This window comes from Rhizobacter sp. SG703 (assembly GCF_012275445.1).
Classification (GTDB): domain Bacteria; phylum Pseudomonadota; class Gammaproteobacteria; order Burkholderiales; family Burkholderiaceae_C; genus Rhizobacter.
Genome location: NZ_JAAZQK010000005.1, coordinates 407,952 through 423,382 on the forward strand (window position 1 = coordinate 407,952; position 15,431 = coordinate 423,382).

Here is a 15,431-nt window from a genome sequence, read left to right on the forward strand (position 1 = left end):
CCTCGGGTGCAAAAGTGCGGGCGAGAGCATAGGGCGCTCTGCATTCCCCTGCAGCCCGGATGGAGCGAAGCGCCATCCGCGAGCGGCGGACGATTCCCGGATCGGTATCCGGGGCTACGCGCCTGCTTTCGCGAGGACCACCAGCGAGATCCCGCGCGCCGGCGCGAGCGCGTCGGCGTTCTGATAGGAATGCGGCAGGTTGCCCGGGAAGGCCAGCACCTCGCCTTCGGCCAGCGTGTAGCGCTCGCCGGCCACCATCAGGTTCACGCGGCCGTCCAGGCAGGTGAAGAACTCGCGCGTGCCCGGCAGGTGCGGCGTGCCGCCCATCACCGCGCCGGGTTCGAAGTCCATCACCTCCATCATCTCGTCGGGCACCGATTCGGGCACCAGCACGCGCAAGCGCACGCCGCGGCCCTTGCCGGCCGGGCGGCTGCGCAGCGCGACCTCGTCGGCGGCCCAGTGGCGCACCATCGCGCGCGGCGAGGCCAGCAGCTCGTCGATCGGCACGCCGAGCGCGCCGGCCACCTTCACCAGCACCGACAGCGACGGGTTGCCGTCGCCGGACTCCAGCGTCGCGATCGTCGAACGCGGCAAGGCCGCCGATTTCGCAAGGCCGTCCTGCGTCAGCCCGCGCGCATGGCGCAGGCCGACGAGGTTGCGGGCCAGGTGGCTGGCCGTCGGGCTGGCGGGATCGGTGGAAGGGGCGGCGGGCTCGCTCATCAGGCCCGCATTGTGACCAGATGGCGACGCCGTGACGACGGAACGGACGCTTCGCCAACACGGCGGACGGCGCGCTGGGCGCCGCGTCGGGCGCTGCCTATCGTCGGGCCATCACTTCACGGAGCCCTTCATGAACACCCTTCGAAACGATCCGCTGGCCGGCCTGCGCGTGGCGATCACCGGCGGCACCTCCGGCCTGGGCCTCGCGCTGCTGCAAGCGCTGTCGGCGCGCGGCGCGCGCGTCGCCTTCGTCGCCCGCGACGCGGCCCGCGTGAGACGCGTCGCGCACGACCTGCCCGGCAGCCACGGCATCGTCGGCGACATCGCGCGCCGCGACGACATCCACCCGATCGCGCTGCAGGTCACGGCCGCGCTCGGCGGGCTGGACGTGCTGATCAACAACGCGTCGAGCCTCGGCCCGGTGCCACTCGCGCTGCTGGCCGACACCGAATGCGAAGACCTCGAAACCGCGCTCGCGGCCAACCTGCTCGGGCCGTTCCGCCTCGGCAAGGCACTGCTCGGCGCGCTGGCCGCGTCGGCACGCGGTGGCGCGACATCGCTGGTGCTGAACATCAGCAGCGATGCCGCCGTCACGCCCTATCCCGGCTGGGGCGCCTACGGTGCCAGCAAGGCGGCGCTGCACCACCTGAGCCGCATCTGGGATGCCGAGCTGCGCGAGCACGGCGTGCGCGTGTTCTCGGTCGACCCGGGCGACATGGACACGCCGCTGCATGCGCTGGCCGTGCCCGATGCCGACCCGGCCGCGCTGCGGCGCCCGGCCGATGCGGCGCGGCCGATCGTCGCGCTGATCGCCAGCACCGTCGCGCGCCGGGAGGCCGCATGAGGGCCGCCGCGGTGCCGACCCAGCGCCCGCGGGACGCGCGCCTGCTGGTGATCGACCGGCACGGCGAGCTGCACCATGCCGCGCGGGCGCAACTGGCGCACTGGCTGCGCCCCGGCGACCTGCTGGTCGCCAACGATGCGGCGACGCTGCCGGCCAGCCTGCACGGCACGCACCTGCGCAGCGGCGCTGCGATCGAGGTGCGGCTGGCCGGGCGGGCGTCGCTGCAGGTGGATGCGGTGCACGACTTCACCGCGGTCGTCTTCGGTGCCGGCGACTTCCGCACCCGCACCGAAGACCGTCCCGCGCCACCGCCCCTGAGTGCGGGCGACCGGCTGCAGCTCGGCCCGCTGCAGGCGAGCATCGCGCGCCTGCTCGACCACCCGCGGCTGGTCGAGCTGCGCTTCGACGGCGACGGCGACGGCATCCGGGCCGGCATCGCCCGCCACGGCCGGCCGATCCAGTACGCCCACGTGCCGCAAGCGCTCGCGCTGTGGGACGTGTGGACGCGTGTCGCGGCGCAGCCGGTCGCGTTCGAGCCGCCGTCGGCCGGCTTCGTGCTCGACTGGCAAATGCTCCACGCGCTGCGCGAGCGCGCGATCGGCTTCGCGACGCTGACGCATGCGGCCGGCCTGTCGTCGACCGGCGATGCGGCCCTCGACGCGCGGCTGCCGTTCGACGAGCCCTACCACCTGCCGGCGGCGACGGTGCAGGCCATCGCCGACACGCGGCGCAGCGGCGGCCGGATCGTCGCGCTCGGCACCACCGTCACGCGGGCGCTCGAGCATGCAGCGCAGGCCGGGCCGCTGCGCGCCGGCGAGGGCCTGGCCAACCAGCGGCTCGGGCCGCACAGCCGGTTGCAGGTGGTCGACGCGATCGTCAGCGGCACGCACGAACCGGGCAGCAGCCACCACGCGCTGTTGCAGGCCTTCGTCGATGCCGCGGTGCTGCGCCGTGCCGACGCCGCGCTGGCGGCTGGCGGCTACCGCACGCACGAGTTCGGCGATACGGTGCTGGTCGAAAACGCGCGGAGTTCCCAAAGATCACCGCGCCAGGGTTCACGAACGATCGTGCGATCGGTCGATCAGGCCGGGTTCGCCGGCTTGTTGCGGCCCGCATAAGCCCGAATAATCGCGCCACCCTATAAACAGATGGTCCCGAGGAGACGCATGATCTTGATTCGCACCCACGCGATCCGCACCCCCTTCGCCGCCCTGACGCTCGGGCTGGCCTTGATCGCCGGCGCTGCCCAGGCGGCACAGACGACGACCAGGTTCGAGCCGATGCTGCAGGTGCAGGGCACGCCGCTGCTGCTGAACGGTGCGGGCACGCGCTTCAAGGCCATCTTCAAGGTCTACGACCTGGGGCTGTACACCAGCAAGAAGGTCGGCACGCCGGAAGAGCTGATCGCGCTGCCCGGTCCGAAGCGGCTGCAGTTCACTGCGCTGCGCGACCTGCCGGGCACCGACCTCGGGCGGCTGTTCATCAAGGGCATGTCGGAGAACTCGCCGAAGGAGATGGTGCAGAAGCACACCTTGTCGGCGACCCGGCTGATCGAGATCTTCTCGGGTCGCTCGAAGATGGCGGCCGGCGAGACCTTCGCGATGGAGTTCGTGCCGGGCAAGGGCACCACCTTCTACATCCTGGGCCAGCCGCAGGGCGAGCCGGTGGGCGATGCGGAGTTCTTCGCGATGGTGCTGAAGATCTGGGTCGGCGATGCGCCGGCCGACCACCTGCTGAAGGCCGCGCTGCTGGGGCGCGACAAGGAATAGCAGCGGCTCCGGCGGGGCGATGCCTCCGCCGCGCTTGCCAGCTGCGGCGGGATCATGTACATATCATGTCCATCCCTCGAACTTGCTGGAGCGCGCCGTGTCCGGAGCCGTTGAACGCATCGTGGTGCAAGCCACCTCCCAGGAAAAGAAGGCGATCGCCGCGAAGGCCGAGCGGCTCGGCCTGCCGATCTCCGAACTGATGCGCCGCGGTGCCGCAGCCTACGAAACCACCGAAGGCGAGGCCGACCTGCAGGCCCTGGCCGAAGCGGCGCGGGACGCCGCCGACCGCGCCGCCGCGTCGATCGACGACGCGCTCGACTTCATCGCCGCCAGCAACCAGCGCATTGCCGCGATGGAAGCCCAGGCCGCCCGCACCCCGGCGCGCAAAGCCGCCTGATGGGGGTCACCGACAAGGTCTGGAGTGCGTTCACCTCCGTCATCAAGCTCGAGGACAAGGTCAACCGCCAGTCCGAGGCCATGAAATCCCAACAGCAGAAGATCGAAGACCTGACCGGCCGCGTGATCCGGCTCGAAGCCCAGCTCGAACTGCTGACCGGCGCGGCGCTGCTGAAGCGCCTGACGAAAGACTAGGGCCTGTCAACGCCGCGGGTGCCCTTTTGATGAGATCACCCTTCGGCCCAGCGCCTTGGCAGGCACCGGCGCGAGCCTTCCCGTAGCGTTGACAGGCCCTAGCTCACACCTTTTCGAACTTGAACACCGCGACGCTCGCGGTCAGGTTCGGCCGGCGCCGGCGCACCGTGCCGTTCTGGATGCCGAACGAATCGAGGATCTGCAGCCCGCTCTTGCGCGCCAGCACCTCGAAATCCGCATACGTGCCGACGCGGATGTTCGGCGTGTCGTACCACTCGTACGGCAGCGCCTTCGTGACCGGCATGCGCCCGCTCGCGATGCGCAGCCGGTTCGCCCAGTGCGCGAAGTTCGGGAAGCTGACGATGCCGACCCGGCCGACGCGTGCCGTCTCGAGCAGCATGCGTTCGGTGTTGCGCAGGTGCTGCAGCGTGTCGAGCTGCAGCACGACGTCGAAGCTGCGGTCCTCGAACATCGACAGCCCTTCCTCGAGGTTCAGCTGGATCACGTTGACGCCGCGCTGCGTGCACGACAGCACGTTGGCGTCGGAGATCTCGATGCCGTAGCCGCTGCACTGGCGTTTGTCGCGCAGGTGGGCGAGCAGCTCGCCGTTGCCGCAGCCCAGGTCGAGCACGCGCGAGCCCGGCGGCACCATCGCCGCAATCAATTCGATGTCCTTGCGATCGCTCATGCCCGGGCTCCGGCGAACTCTTTCGCGATGTTGTCGAAGCGCGCCCGCAGCACCCCGTGGTAGCGGGCGTCGTCGAGCAGGAAGGCGTCGTGGCCGTGCGGCGCGTCGATCTCGGCGTAGCTGACGTCGAAGCGGTTGTCGAGCAGCGCGCGCACGATCTCGCGCGAGCGCGCCGGCGAGAAGCGCCAATCGGTCGTGAAGCTCACCAGCTGGAACTTGCAGCGCGCGGCCGCGAAGGCCGCGCTCAGGTCGCCGCCGTGCTCGCGCGCCGGGTCGAAGTAGTCGAGCGCGCGCGTGATCAGCAAGTAGGTGTTGGCGTCGAAGTACTCGCTGAACTTGTCGCCCTGGTGGCGCAGGTAGCTCTCGATCTCGAACTCGATGTCCTGCGTGCTGTAGCCGGGCGCGCCGCTCTTCAGGCCGCGGCCGAACTTGGCCTCCATCGCATCGTCGCTCAGGTAGGTGATGTGGCCGATCATCCGCGCCACCCGCAGCCCGCGCCGCGGCACCACGCGGTAGCCGTAGTAGTGGCCGCCGTGGAACTCGGGGTCGGTGACGATCGCGCGCCGCGCGACCTCGTTGAACGCGATGTTCTGCGCCGACAGGTTCGGCGCGGTCGCCACCGCGATGCAGTGGCGCAGCCGGTCCGGGTGGCGCAGCGACCAGCTCAACGCCTGCATGCCGCCCAGGCTGCCGCCGAGTACCGCGGCGAGCTGGTCGATGCCCAGCCGGTCGAGCAGCCGGGCCTGCGCATCGACCCAGTCCTCCACCGTGACGACCGGGAAATCGGCGCCGTAGACGCGGCCGGTGGCCGGGTCGACATGCATCGGGCCGGTCGAGCCGAAGCAGGAACCGGGGTTGTTGATGCCGATCACGAAGAAGCGGTCGGTGTCGAGCGGCTTGCCCGGGCCGACCAGGTTGTCCCACCAGCCTTCGCTGCGCGGCTCGCCCGCCAGCGTGCCGGCCACATGGTGCGACGCGTTCAACGCGTGGCACACCAGCACCGCGTTGCTGCGGTCGGCGTTCAGCGTGCCGTAGGTTTCGTAGACGAGCGTGTAGTCGCTCAGCTTCGCGCCGCTGCGCAGCGGCAGCGGTTCGTTGAACTGCATCACCTGCGGTTTCACATCACCCACGGAACTCATGTGGACACACACCCCGAAAAGAAAACCGGCGTCGCCAAGAATCGGGACACCGGTGGGTGCGTCCATTCTTTAGCTGGTTTTTTAAAGCGCCCGCAAGCCGGAACAAATCAGCGCTGGCGGCAAGTATAGGGCGCCGGGGCGTTTCGCCCCGGAGACGAAGAAGCGGGCCATGTCGTCGTATCTCTTGAGGATAGTTCCGCCGGTTTGCATCCGATTGCGTGCAATCTGACAGGGATTGCCCCAGCAAACCCTTGATTCTTGAGTTGTACGATGACTGATGACACACGATGAAATCGTTTGTCATTTCACAACATCAGGAGGCAGACAACATGCAACGACGCAGCTTTCTCGGGGCCGCCTTGAGCCCCGTCGCCCTGGCCGCCTGCGGTGGCGGCGATGACGACAACCCGGCACCGCCGGCCCCGCCCACCGCGCAGGGCACCGCGATCGACGCGATGAAACGCGCGGTCGCCTACATGGACGAAAAGGTCTCGTACCGCGGCGGCTACGTCTGGTCGTACTCGCCGGACCTGACGCAGACCTTCGGCGAGATGGAGGCCAAGCGCACGATGTGCTGGATCCAGCCGCCCGGCACGCCGTCGGTCGGCAACGTGTTCCTCGACGCGTATCACGCGACCGGCGACGAGCGCTTCTACCAGGCGGCCGAGCGCACCGCGCTCGCGGTCGTCGCGGCGCAGCATGCCTCGGGCGGCTGGAACTACATCCACGACTTCGCCGGCGAAGACTCGCTGAAGCACTGGTACGAGACCATCGGCAAGAACGGCTGGCGCCTCGAGGAATTCCAGAACTACTACGGCAACGCCACCTTCGACGACGCCGGCACCGCGGTCGCCTCGCAGCTGATGCTGCGCATGTGGCTCGAGAAGAAGGACGCGCGCTTCGAAGCGCCGCTGAATCGAGCCATCGATTTCATCAAGCAGGCCCAGTTCGGTGCCGAGCTCGGCATCGCCAACGGCGGCTGGCCGCAGCGCTTCCCGCATTACGCCGGTTCGAAGGCCGGCATGCCGCAGCCGAACCCCGAGCAGCTCCCGGCCGGTGCGCATGCCGGCATGGAGGATGGCGACTACACGCTGCACGTCACCTTCAACGACGACGTGATGGGCGAGAACATCAAGTTCCTGACGATGTGCGTGATGGCACTCGGCCGCACCGACCTGCTGGACAACATCGGCCGCGCGATGGAGTGCATGCGCGCGATGCAGCAGCCCGGGCCGCAGGCCGGCTGGAGCCTGCAGCACCTGTCGCGCGAGACGAACGGCCGCCCGGCCGGCGCCGCCGCCGGCGCGCGCACCTACGAGCCGCGCTCGCTGGCCACGCACACCACGCAGACCAACATCCAGCAGCTGTTCCACTACTTCACGCTGACCGGCGACCGCAAGTTCCTCGCGCGCATCCCCGAGGCCATCGCGTGGCTGAAGACGGTGCCGCTGCCGGCCGATGCGGTGCAACGCAATGCCTTGCTCAACGGCCGCACGCATGCCACCTTCATCGAGCTCGACAGCAACGAGTCGCTGTACGTGCACCGCTACGGCTCCAACATCCACAACGGCGCCTACTTCGCCGACAAGGACCTGACGAACACGCTGAGCCACTACTCGGCTGGGCGGTCGATCGACATCGCCGGGCTGCAGAAGCGGTATGACGAGCTGAGCGGCATGAGCGACGCGGCGGTGGCCGAGCTGGTGGCGCGCTCGCCACTGAAGGCGACGCAGCCGACCGCGCTGCCGAAATACTTCGGCATCCGCGAGGTCGATTTCCCCGACCTGTTCGCGGGCGCGAAGATGACGACACCGGTGGTGCCGCAGACCGAGGTCGACACGCTGGTCGCCGACCTCGGCACGAAGAACTACTGGACGGCCCCGGTGCCCGAGGTGGTGAACCCCTACCGCGGCGACGGGCCGGCGACGCCGTACACCGGCACCGCCTACCGCAGCAAGCATGTGGGCGACATCTACGACACCTCGCCGTACCCGGCCGACAACCCGCCGGACATCGCGCCCTACGTGAAGCGCGACAAGCCGCAGTTCATCGTGACGGCGGATGTGATCCGGCGCCTCGGACGGCTGATCGCGTTCGTGTCACCGGTGGTCTGAGGCGGCCGTCTCGTAGAGGGCCAGCGTCAGCGCGAGCGTGTCGCCGGCCGGCACCAGGCGCAGGCCCGGTGTGCGGGGATCCAACCCGCACGCCGGCGTTGCGATGACCGGCAGACCGCGCGCGAGGCCCTGAAGCAGCCAGCGCGGCGCATGCTCGACATGCGCCGGCAGCACCACGGCACCGATGTCGCGCCACGGGTCGCCCGCATCGAGTGGCACCTGCTCGAGGCCCTGCCAGAAGCCGGGCGACTCGCTGGCGCGGCCGAGCACGGCCAGCGGCAGCCCGAGCGCCCGGCAGGCGTCGCGCAGCGCGGGTGCGCCCTTGCGCGCCAGCGACGAGGCCGGAAAGAGCAGCGTGCCGCCGCGCGCCGAAGGCGTTGCCGCGGGTCGGTCCCAGTCGAGAAGGCCCACCTGATGGAGGCCGCGGCTCCGCAACCAGCGGGCGACCGCATGGTGCGGCGTCAGCACGCGAACCGCGCCCCGCAGCGCCTTCCACTCGGCATCGACGCGCCAGTCCGGCGCACGGTACTCGCGCAGGCCGGCCGCGGTCGGTTCGCCGGCCTGGTCGTCCAGCTGCTGATGCAGCATGCGCAGCGGCGACCGGGTCATCATCACCGTCACGCGGCGGCCGCCGAGCGCGCCGCGGCGCTGCAGCTCGGCCAGCGCATCGACCGGAACGATCAGTTCGTCGGCCTCGGTCGGCACCCGCGCGAGCCAGGCCGAGGCACGCGCATCGCAGGCGGCGATCAAGTGGTGCTGGCGCCGGGCCGGCCGATGACGGCAGGCGCGCGCCGCGAGCCGATGCCAGCGCTCGGTCAGGCCGGCCGGCCCGGTCGGCCATAGCGCGCGAAGGCGGATGCCGCGAGCGGCGAGCCAGGTGTCGAACTCCGGCCAGCCGGCCACCGGCATCACGGCGACCCGTTCACCGACGGGGCGCGAAGCCACGCGGCGCAGGCAATCCGTCTGCGCGCAGTCCAGACAGTCGTGCGCCGGCGGCCGGCGGTCGGGCTCGATCGGAACGGTCCGTGCTGACCGCGCTGGCGGCGATGCACCGCGCAGCCGGACGATCAAGCGCTCGCCGTCGAGCCGCGCCTCGACGACGACACGCTGCGGCAGCGCGAAGCGCAGGTCGAGGTAGTTCCAGAACACCGTCGCGTCGCGCCGTGCCTCGGCCTGCGAGCCCGGCACGGCACGCGAATGCGGATGGCGCTCGACGATCCGCGCCCCGGCGTCGAGCGCCACGGCATACAGCGCATTCGACAGCTGGCACAGGCCCCCGCCGATGCTCGCGATCAGGCACCCCTCGCGCAACTCCCGGCCGGGAACGAAGCCGCGGCGACAGGTCGGGGCGCCGATCGCATGCCAGAAGCTGAAGACTTCGCCGGGTTGCACGACGAGTCCGTCGAGCCGCGAGGCTGCCGTCCGCAGGTTGTGGACCTTGCCGGCGGTCAGCGGCCATTCGTGCGGCGCGTGTTGCGTCCACAACGGCGTGATGCACTCGGCACGCACCGGGTCCTGCGATGTCGATCGGGTGGTCGCGAAGCGGGTGCCGTTCCATCGGTCGACCAGGTCGCGACCGCGGCGCATCCAGCGCAGGCCCTCGGCACGCCATGCGAAGTCGAGGGCCCGAAGGCGAGAGGTCCACCAGCCTGACGCGGCCGGCATCGAGGAAGCGGGGAGGGGAGAGATGTCGTGCATGCCGGCGAATGTGCCGGTCGGTCGCGAGGCGGACGCGAAGTCCGTGTGAAGCGCGCGAGAACGGACCGGCTCAGCCGAGTTCCCGGCTCGCCAGCGCCGCCGCCGCGGCGCGCGTCTCCACGCCGAGCTTCTCGAACACATGCTCGAGGTGCTTGTTCACGGTGCGCGGGCTCATGCCGAGGATCTCGCCGACGTCGCGGTTGGTCTTGCCTTTGGCGATCCACGACAGCACCTCGGTCTCGCGCGGCGTCAGCGACGCGGTGCTCAGGCGTGTCGGCAGCATGTCGCTCGCGGCCTGCAGGCTCAGCAGCAGCATGCGCTCGCCCAGCCCGACCGCGCCGGCATGGCGCACTGCCAGCACGCGGCCGTCCTCACCGATGGAGCGGTGCTCCATCGAACCATCACCGGTCCACGCCGGCGGCAGGCCCTCAGGGTGGAACTCGCTCAGCCACGCCGCTGCCTGCGGCGAGCGCCACGCCACGCGCCCCTGCGCATCGAGCACCAGCACGCCGTGCCCGCCGACATCCACCGCCTCGCGCGCGAGCCGCACCGCGCGCGCATTGCGCACGTGCGTGGCCAGCCGCACCAGCACCTCCTGCGCCCGCACCGGCTTCACGACGTAGTCGACGCCCCCGCTCTCGAAGCCTTCGACGATGTGCGGCGTCTCCGACAGGCCGGTCATGAAGATCACCGGGATGTGCGACAGCGCCGGGTCTCGCTTGATGCGCCGGCAGGTCTCGAAGCCCGACAGGCCCGGCATCAGCGCGTCCAGCAGGATCGCATCGGGCGTCGCGAGGTCGAGCCGCGCGAGCGCCGATTCGCCGTCGCGCGCGACCAGCACCGTGTAGCCCTCGGCCTCGAGCGACACGCACAGCGCGCCCAGCGACTGCGGCGCATCGTCGACCACCAGCACCACCGGCGACGCGCTCACAGGGCCTCCGTCGACAGGTCGCGCAGCGCCTGCGTCAGCCGGTCGAGCAGCGCGTCGAGCTCGAATCGCTCCGCCAGCAGCCGCATCGCGCGCAGCTCGGCCTGGGCGGTCGGGTGCAGCGCCGTCGCGGCGTCGAGCGCGGCCTGAACGCCTTGCAGGTGACCGAGCCGCACCAGCCGGATCAGGTCGCCGACCAGTTCGGCCGGCAGCGCCGTCGCGCCGGACTGCCCGGGCGCGCCGGCGGCCTCGGCCGCGGCCCAGTTCGGCAGCGCCAGCTCGGCCAGCCACTCGATCTGCAGGTGCCGCTGCAGCATGTCGAGCAGCTCCGATTCGATCACCGGCTTGTCGACGAAGCCCTGGCAGCCGGCGGCGGCCAGCTTGTCGGCCTGGTTCTCGAACGCGTTCGCCGACACCATCAGGATCGGCACGTGCAGCAACCCGGCCGCGCGGATCTGGCGTGCCGTCTGCCAGCCATCCATGTCGTCCATCGAGACGTCGAGCAGCACCGCATCGGGGCAGTCGTCCAGCACGCTCTCCAGGCATTCGCGGCCGCTCGCCGCTTCGCGGATGCGAAAGCCCAGCGGCATCAGCAGGCCGGCCAGCATCTGGCGCTGCGTCGGCTGGTCGTCCACCACCAGCAGGCTGCGCCGCGGCCCGAGGTAGCCGGTGACCGGCCGGTGCGTGCGCCGCGGCAGCATCGGCGCGCTGATCTCGCGCAGGTACAGCCGGGCGGTGAAGGTGCTGCCCTGGCCAGGCGCGCTCTTCAACGACAGCTCGCCGCCCATCAACTGCGTCAGCAGGTGCGTGATCGTCAGCCCGAGGCCGGTGCCCGGGTCGCCGGTGCGCCGGCCGGCGCTGCCGCGCTCGAACGGCAGGAAGATGCGCTCCTGGTCCTGCGTCGCGATGCCGATGCCGGTGTCGATCACCTCGAAGCGCGCCAGCTCCAGCCGGTAGTCGAGCCGCAGCGTCACGCTGCCGCGGTCGGTGAAGCGCACCGCGTTGCTCAGCAGGTTGATCAGGATCTGGCGCAGCCGCTTCGCGTCGGCGTTCACATGGTCGGGCACGCGTCCGCTGGTCTGCAGCGTGAAGACCAGCCCTTTCGCCTCCGCCTGCGGCGCCACCATGCGCACCAGGTCGTCGAGGAACTCGTGCATCGGCAGCGGCGCCATGTCCAGCCGCAGCCGGCCGGCCTCGATGCGCGCCAGGTCGAGCAGCCCGTCGACCAGCCCGTGCAGGTGCTCGCCGCTGCGGTGGATGGTGTCGACCGACGCCCGCCGCACGCCTTGCACCTGCTCGTCCTTCAGCAGGATCTGCGCGTAGCCGAGGATGCTGTTCAGCGGCGTGCGCAGCTCGTGGGTCATGCCGGCCACGTAGCGCGTCTTCGCCTGGTTGGCCGCCTCGGCCAGGTCCTTCGCGGCCTGCAGCGCGGCATCGGTGCGGCGGTGCGCATCGATCTCCTTCGTCAGCAGCTGGTTCTGCCGGTTCGATTCGTCCTGCGCCATGTGCCGGCTCTCGCTGCCCAGCACCACCCACCAGGCGCCGACGGCCGCGGCCAGCGACAGCAGCGCGAACACCTTCAGCAGCGGCGCCTTCAGCGCGTCCTGGGCGGTGGCGTGAAGCACGCCCTCCTGGTCATAGACGATGCCGAGGATCACCGCCAGCAGCCCGATCAGCGATGCCGCCACCACCAGGTAGTGGGCGACCCGGAAGTTCACCCGCGATGCGAGCCGCTGCGGCAGCGCCGCGGCCAGCACCGCGCTCACCTGCTCGGCCGCGCGCGAATCGGTCTTGCAGCGGTCGTGGCAGCGCGACTCCAGCGTGCAGCACAGCGAGCAGATCGGGGCGCCGTAGGCCGGGCAGTGCGCCATGTCCTCGGATTCGAACGCGTTGTCGCAGACCGTGCAGCTGATGCTCTGGCCGGGCGCCCAGCGCGCGACGTCGCGCCGCGCCAGGTACCAGCGCCCGCGCGTCGCCCACGCGAGCAGCGGCGACACCAGCATCGCGGTGGCCAGCGCGATGAACGGCGCGAAAGCCTGCGCGGCAGCGCCCAGCGCGCCGGCGTAGGCGACGATCGCGAGCACCGCTGCCGACAGCATCGCGCCCAGCCCGACCGGGTTGATGTCGTACAGGTGGGCACGCTTGAACTCGATGTGGCGCGGGCTCCAGCCGAGCGGCTTGTTGATGACGAGGTCGGCCACCAGCGCGCCGACCCAGGCGATCGCGACGTTGCTGTACAGCCCGAGCACCCGCTCCAGCGCCTCGAACACGCCGAGCGTCATCAGCAGCACCGCGATCAGCACGTTGAACACCAGCCACACCACGCGGCCCGGGTGGCTGTGCGTCAGCCGCGCGAAGAAGTTGGACCACGCGAGCGAGCCCGCGTAGGCATTGGTCAGGTTGATCTTCAGCTGCGACACCAGCACGAACAGCGTGGTCGCGCCGAGGACCCAGGCCGGGTTGTCGAACACGTAGCCGAAGCCGGCGAGGTACATCTGCGTGGGCTCGACCGCCTTCTCGGTCGGGATCTGGTGCTGCAGCGCGAGGAAGGCCAGGAAGGCGCCGCCCAGCATCTTCACCATGCCGGGCACGATCCAGCCGGGGCCGGCCACCAGCACCGCGGCCCACCAGCGGCGCCGGTTCGCCGGCGTCTTCTCGGGCAGGAAGCGCAGGTAGTCGACCTGCTCGCCTATCTGCACCACCAGCGAGAACGCGACCGTCGCCGCGGTGCCGAACATCAGCCAGCTGAAGCCGTTGCTGCCCGAGGCGCGGCCGACCAGCCCGGTGAAATCGACGAACACCTGCGGGTTCTTCGCGAGCACGAAGGCGTAGGGGCAGATCAGCAGGACGAGCCACAGCGGCTGCGTCCATAGCTGCAGCCGCGAGATCAGCGTGATGCCGTGCATCACCAGCGGCACGATGCCCAGCGACGACAGCAGGTAGCACAGCGACAGCGGCCAGTCGAAGTACATCTGCAGCGCGAGCGCGAGGATCGCCGCCTCGAGCGCCAGGAAGATGAAGGTGAAGCTCGCATAGACCAGCGAGGTCAGCGTCGAGCCGAGGTAGCCGAAGCCGGCGCCGCGCGTGAGCAGGTCCATGTCGACGCCGTACTTCGCGGCGTAGTAGCTGATCGGCAACCCGGTCAGGAAGGTGATCAGCCCGACCACGAGGATCGCCCACAGCGCGTTCGAGAAGCCGTAGCCGATCGCGATCGAGCCGCCAATGGCCTCGAGCGCGAGGAACGAGGTGGCACCGAACGCGGTGTTCGCGACGCGGAACTCGCTCCATTTGCGGAAGCTGCGCGGCGTGTAGCGCAGCGCGTAGTCCTCGAGCGTCTCGTTGCCGACCCAGGTGTTGTAGTCCCGGCGGATGCGAAAGATCTTTTGCGTGGCCACGGACACCGGCTTCTCCGACAACGACGGCAGTGTCGGCTCCTGCTTGCAAGAAGCGCTCCTGCCGCTTGCCCTGCGCTTGCGGCGCGAGTGTCGCCCGCTGCGGCGCGACCGGCCCTACGTTGATTGACGTATTCGGATTGCGCACGCCATCCGGGACAGTCGGCACCAGCGTGAACGACGCGGCACCGCCCAGGCTTGGTGCCGGCGCGTTCCGACGATGCCCTCAACCTGCCCGGAGAACCCCATGTCCGACCATCGCAACGACGACGTCCAGCCCGATTCGATGATGCAGCGCCGCCGCCTGCTGCAAGCCGCCGCGGCGCTGCCGCTGGCGGGCCTGTCCGGGCTGGCGTCGGCGCAGGCCTTCCCGACCGCCAAGGTGAACACGACGAAGCTGGCGGTCACCGACACCGAGGTGACGGTCGGCCAGTTGCATTCGGGCACCGGCACGATGGCGATTTCGGAGACCGGCTCGATCCAGGCCGAACAGCTCGCGATCGACCAGATCAACGCGATGGGTGGCGTGCTGGGCCGCAAGATCAAGGTGATCAAGGAAGACGGCGCCTCCGACTGGCCGACCTTCGCCGAGAAGTCGAAGAAGCTGCTGGTCAACGACCGCGTGGCCTGCGTGTTCGGCTGCTGGACCTCGGCGTCGCGCAAGGCGGTGCTGCCGATCTTCGAGAAGGAGAACGGCATGCTCTATTACCCGACCTTCTACGAAGGCCTGGAGCAGAGCAAGAACGTGATCTACACCGGCCAGGAGGCGACACAGCAGATCCTGTGGGGTCTCGACTGGGCGGCCAAGGAAAAGAAGGCCAAGACCTATTTCCTGGTCGGCTCCGACTACATCTGGCCGCGCACCTCGATGAAGATCGGTCGCAAGCACATCGAGGGGCACCTGGCCGGCAGCAAGGTGGTCGGCGAGGAGTACTACCCGCTGGGCCATACCAACTTCAACTCGCTGATCAACAAGATCAAGGTCGCCAAGCCCGACTGCATCTTCGTCGCGGTGGTGGGCGGCTCGAACGTCGCGTTCTACAAGCAGCTGAAGGCGGCCGGCGTCACCGCCGACAAGCAGTTCCTGCTGACGATCTCGGTGACCGAAGACGAGGTGCTGGGCATCGGCGGCGAGAACATGGCCGGCTTCTACGCATCGATGAAGTACTTCCAGTCGCTGGACAACGCGAACAACAAGGCCTTCGTGTCGGCGTTCCGGGCGAAGTACGGCCCGAGTTCGGTGATCGGCGACGTGACGCAGGCCGGCTACCTCGGGCCGTGGTTGTGGAAGGCGGCGGTCGAGAAGGCCGGCAGCTTCGACGTCGACAAGATCGCCGCGGCGTCGGCGGGCATCGAGCTGAAGACCGCGCCCGAGGGCTACGTGAAGGTGCACGAGAACCACCACCTGTGGAGCAAGACGCGCATCGGCATGGCGCAGGCGGACGGGCAGTTCAAGGTGGTGGCGGAGTCGCCCGGTTTGATCGAGCCGAATCCGTTCCCGAAGGGATATCAGTAAGTTGGACGAAGGGCTTCGACAGGCTCAGCCCG

At 69.9% G+C, this 15,431-nt stretch carries 13 protein-coding genes and 1 riboswitch; of the genes, 7 read left to right on the forward strand and 6 right to left on the reverse strand.

What is annotated here, in order from left to right:
• Window positions 1-114: 114 nt before the first annotated feature.
• The gene (locus FHT26_RS12530; protein ID WP_168560449.1) at window positions 115-720 is read right to left on the reverse strand and encodes a helix-turn-helix domain-containing protein; all 606 of its coding nucleotides are present in this window, start codon (window positions 718-720) and stop codon (window positions 115-117) included.
• 130 nt (window positions 721-850) lie between these two features.
• On the opposite strand from FHT26_RS12530, the gene FHT26_RS12535 reads away from it, so the two are divergent.
• The 5 genes from FHT26_RS12535 to FHT26_RS12555 all read left to right on the forward strand — a co-directional run bounded on the left by FHT26_RS12535 (window position 851) and on the right by FHT26_RS12555 (window position 3,924).
• A complete protein-coding gene (locus FHT26_RS12535; protein WP_168560450.1) occupies window positions 851-1,564 on the forward strand; it encodes an SDR family NAD(P)-dependent oxidoreductase in 714 nt (237 codons plus the stop codon).
• Entirely contained in the window at window positions 1,561-2,682 is a 1,122-nt protein-coding gene (locus FHT26_RS12540; protein ID WP_168560451.1) for an S-adenosylmethionine:tRNA ribosyltransferase-isomerase, read from the forward strand. The genes FHT26_RS12535 and FHT26_RS12540 overlap by 4 nt, the downstream gene beginning before the upstream one ends.
• Window positions 2,683-2,730: 48 nt before the next feature.
• Window positions 2,731-3,333 carry a chalcone isomerase family protein gene (locus tag FHT26_RS12545; protein WP_246867847.1) on the forward strand — a complete coding sequence of 201 codons (603 nt, stop codon included), beginning with the start codon at window positions 2,731-2,733 and terminating at the stop codon, window positions 3,331-3,333.
• A gap of 82 nt (window positions 3,334-3,415) precedes the next feature.
• A complete protein-coding gene (locus tag FHT26_RS12550) occupies window positions 3,416-3,730 on the forward strand; it encodes a hypothetical protein (RefSeq protein ID WP_246867848.1) in 315 nt (104 codons plus the stop codon).
• Entirely contained in the window at window positions 3,730-3,924 is a 195-nt protein-coding gene (locus tag FHT26_RS12555) for a hypothetical protein (protein WP_056813541.1), read from the forward strand. The genes FHT26_RS12550 and FHT26_RS12555 overlap by 1 nt, the downstream gene beginning before the upstream one ends.
• Window positions 3,925-4,027: 103 nt before the next feature.
• Here the strand turns inward: FHT26_RS12555 and metW are convergent, their stop codons facing one another.
• Together metW and metX are read right to left on the reverse strand one after the other, a co-directional pair.
• Window positions 4,028-4,612, reverse strand: coding sequence for a methionine biosynthesis protein MetW (gene metW / locus FHT26_RS12560; RefSeq protein WP_168560453.1), 585 nt, complete (start codon window positions 4,610-4,612; stop codon window positions 4,028-4,030).
• A complete protein-coding gene (gene metX / locus FHT26_RS12565) occupies window positions 4,609-5,751 on the reverse strand; it encodes a homoserine O-succinyltransferase MetX (protein WP_168560454.1) in 1,143 nt (380 codons plus the stop codon). The genes metW and metX overlap by 4 nt, the downstream gene beginning before the upstream one ends.
• A gap of 52 nt (window positions 5,752-5,803) precedes the next feature.
• A riboswitch (SAM riboswitch) is annotated at window positions 5,804-5,875 on the reverse strand.
• A 205-nt stretch (window positions 5,876-6,080) separates the two neighbouring features.
• Here metX and FHT26_RS12570 point away from each other — a divergent pair.
• A complete protein-coding gene (locus FHT26_RS12570) occupies window positions 6,081-7,865 on the forward strand; it encodes a pectate lyase (protein ID WP_168560455.1) in 1,785 nt (594 codons plus the stop codon).
• Here FHT26_RS12570 and FHT26_RS12575 read toward each other — a convergent pair.
• The 3 genes from FHT26_RS12575 to FHT26_RS12585 all read right to left on the reverse strand — a co-directional run bounded on the left by FHT26_RS12575 (window position 7,851) and on the right by FHT26_RS12585 (window position 13,892).
• A complete protein-coding gene (locus tag FHT26_RS12575) occupies window positions 7,851-9,563 on the reverse strand; it encodes a VanW family protein (protein ID WP_168560456.1) in 1,713 nt (570 codons plus the stop codon). The two genes, FHT26_RS12570 and FHT26_RS12575, sit on opposite strands and share 15 nt — an antisense overlap.
• Window positions 9,564-9,633: 70 nt before the next feature.
• Window positions 9,634-10,494, reverse strand: coding sequence for a response regulator (locus FHT26_RS12580; RefSeq protein ID WP_168560457.1), 861 nt, complete (start codon window positions 10,492-10,494; stop codon window positions 9,634-9,636).
• Window positions 10,491-13,892, reverse strand: coding sequence for an ATP-binding protein (locus FHT26_RS12585; protein WP_168560458.1), 3,402 nt, complete (start codon window positions 13,890-13,892; stop codon window positions 10,491-10,493). The genes FHT26_RS12580 and FHT26_RS12585 overlap by 4 nt, the downstream gene beginning before the upstream one ends.
• A 238-nt stretch (window positions 13,893-14,130) precedes the next feature.
• Between FHT26_RS12585 and urtA the strand changes: the two genes are divergently transcribed.
• Window positions 14,131-15,399: an urea ABC transporter substrate-binding protein gene (gene urtA, locus FHT26_RS12590; protein WP_168560459.1), complete on the forward strand. Its 1,269-nt coding sequence runs from the start codon at window positions 14,131-14,133 to the stop codon at window positions 15,397-15,399.
• Window positions 15,400-15,431 lie beyond the last annotated feature (32 nt).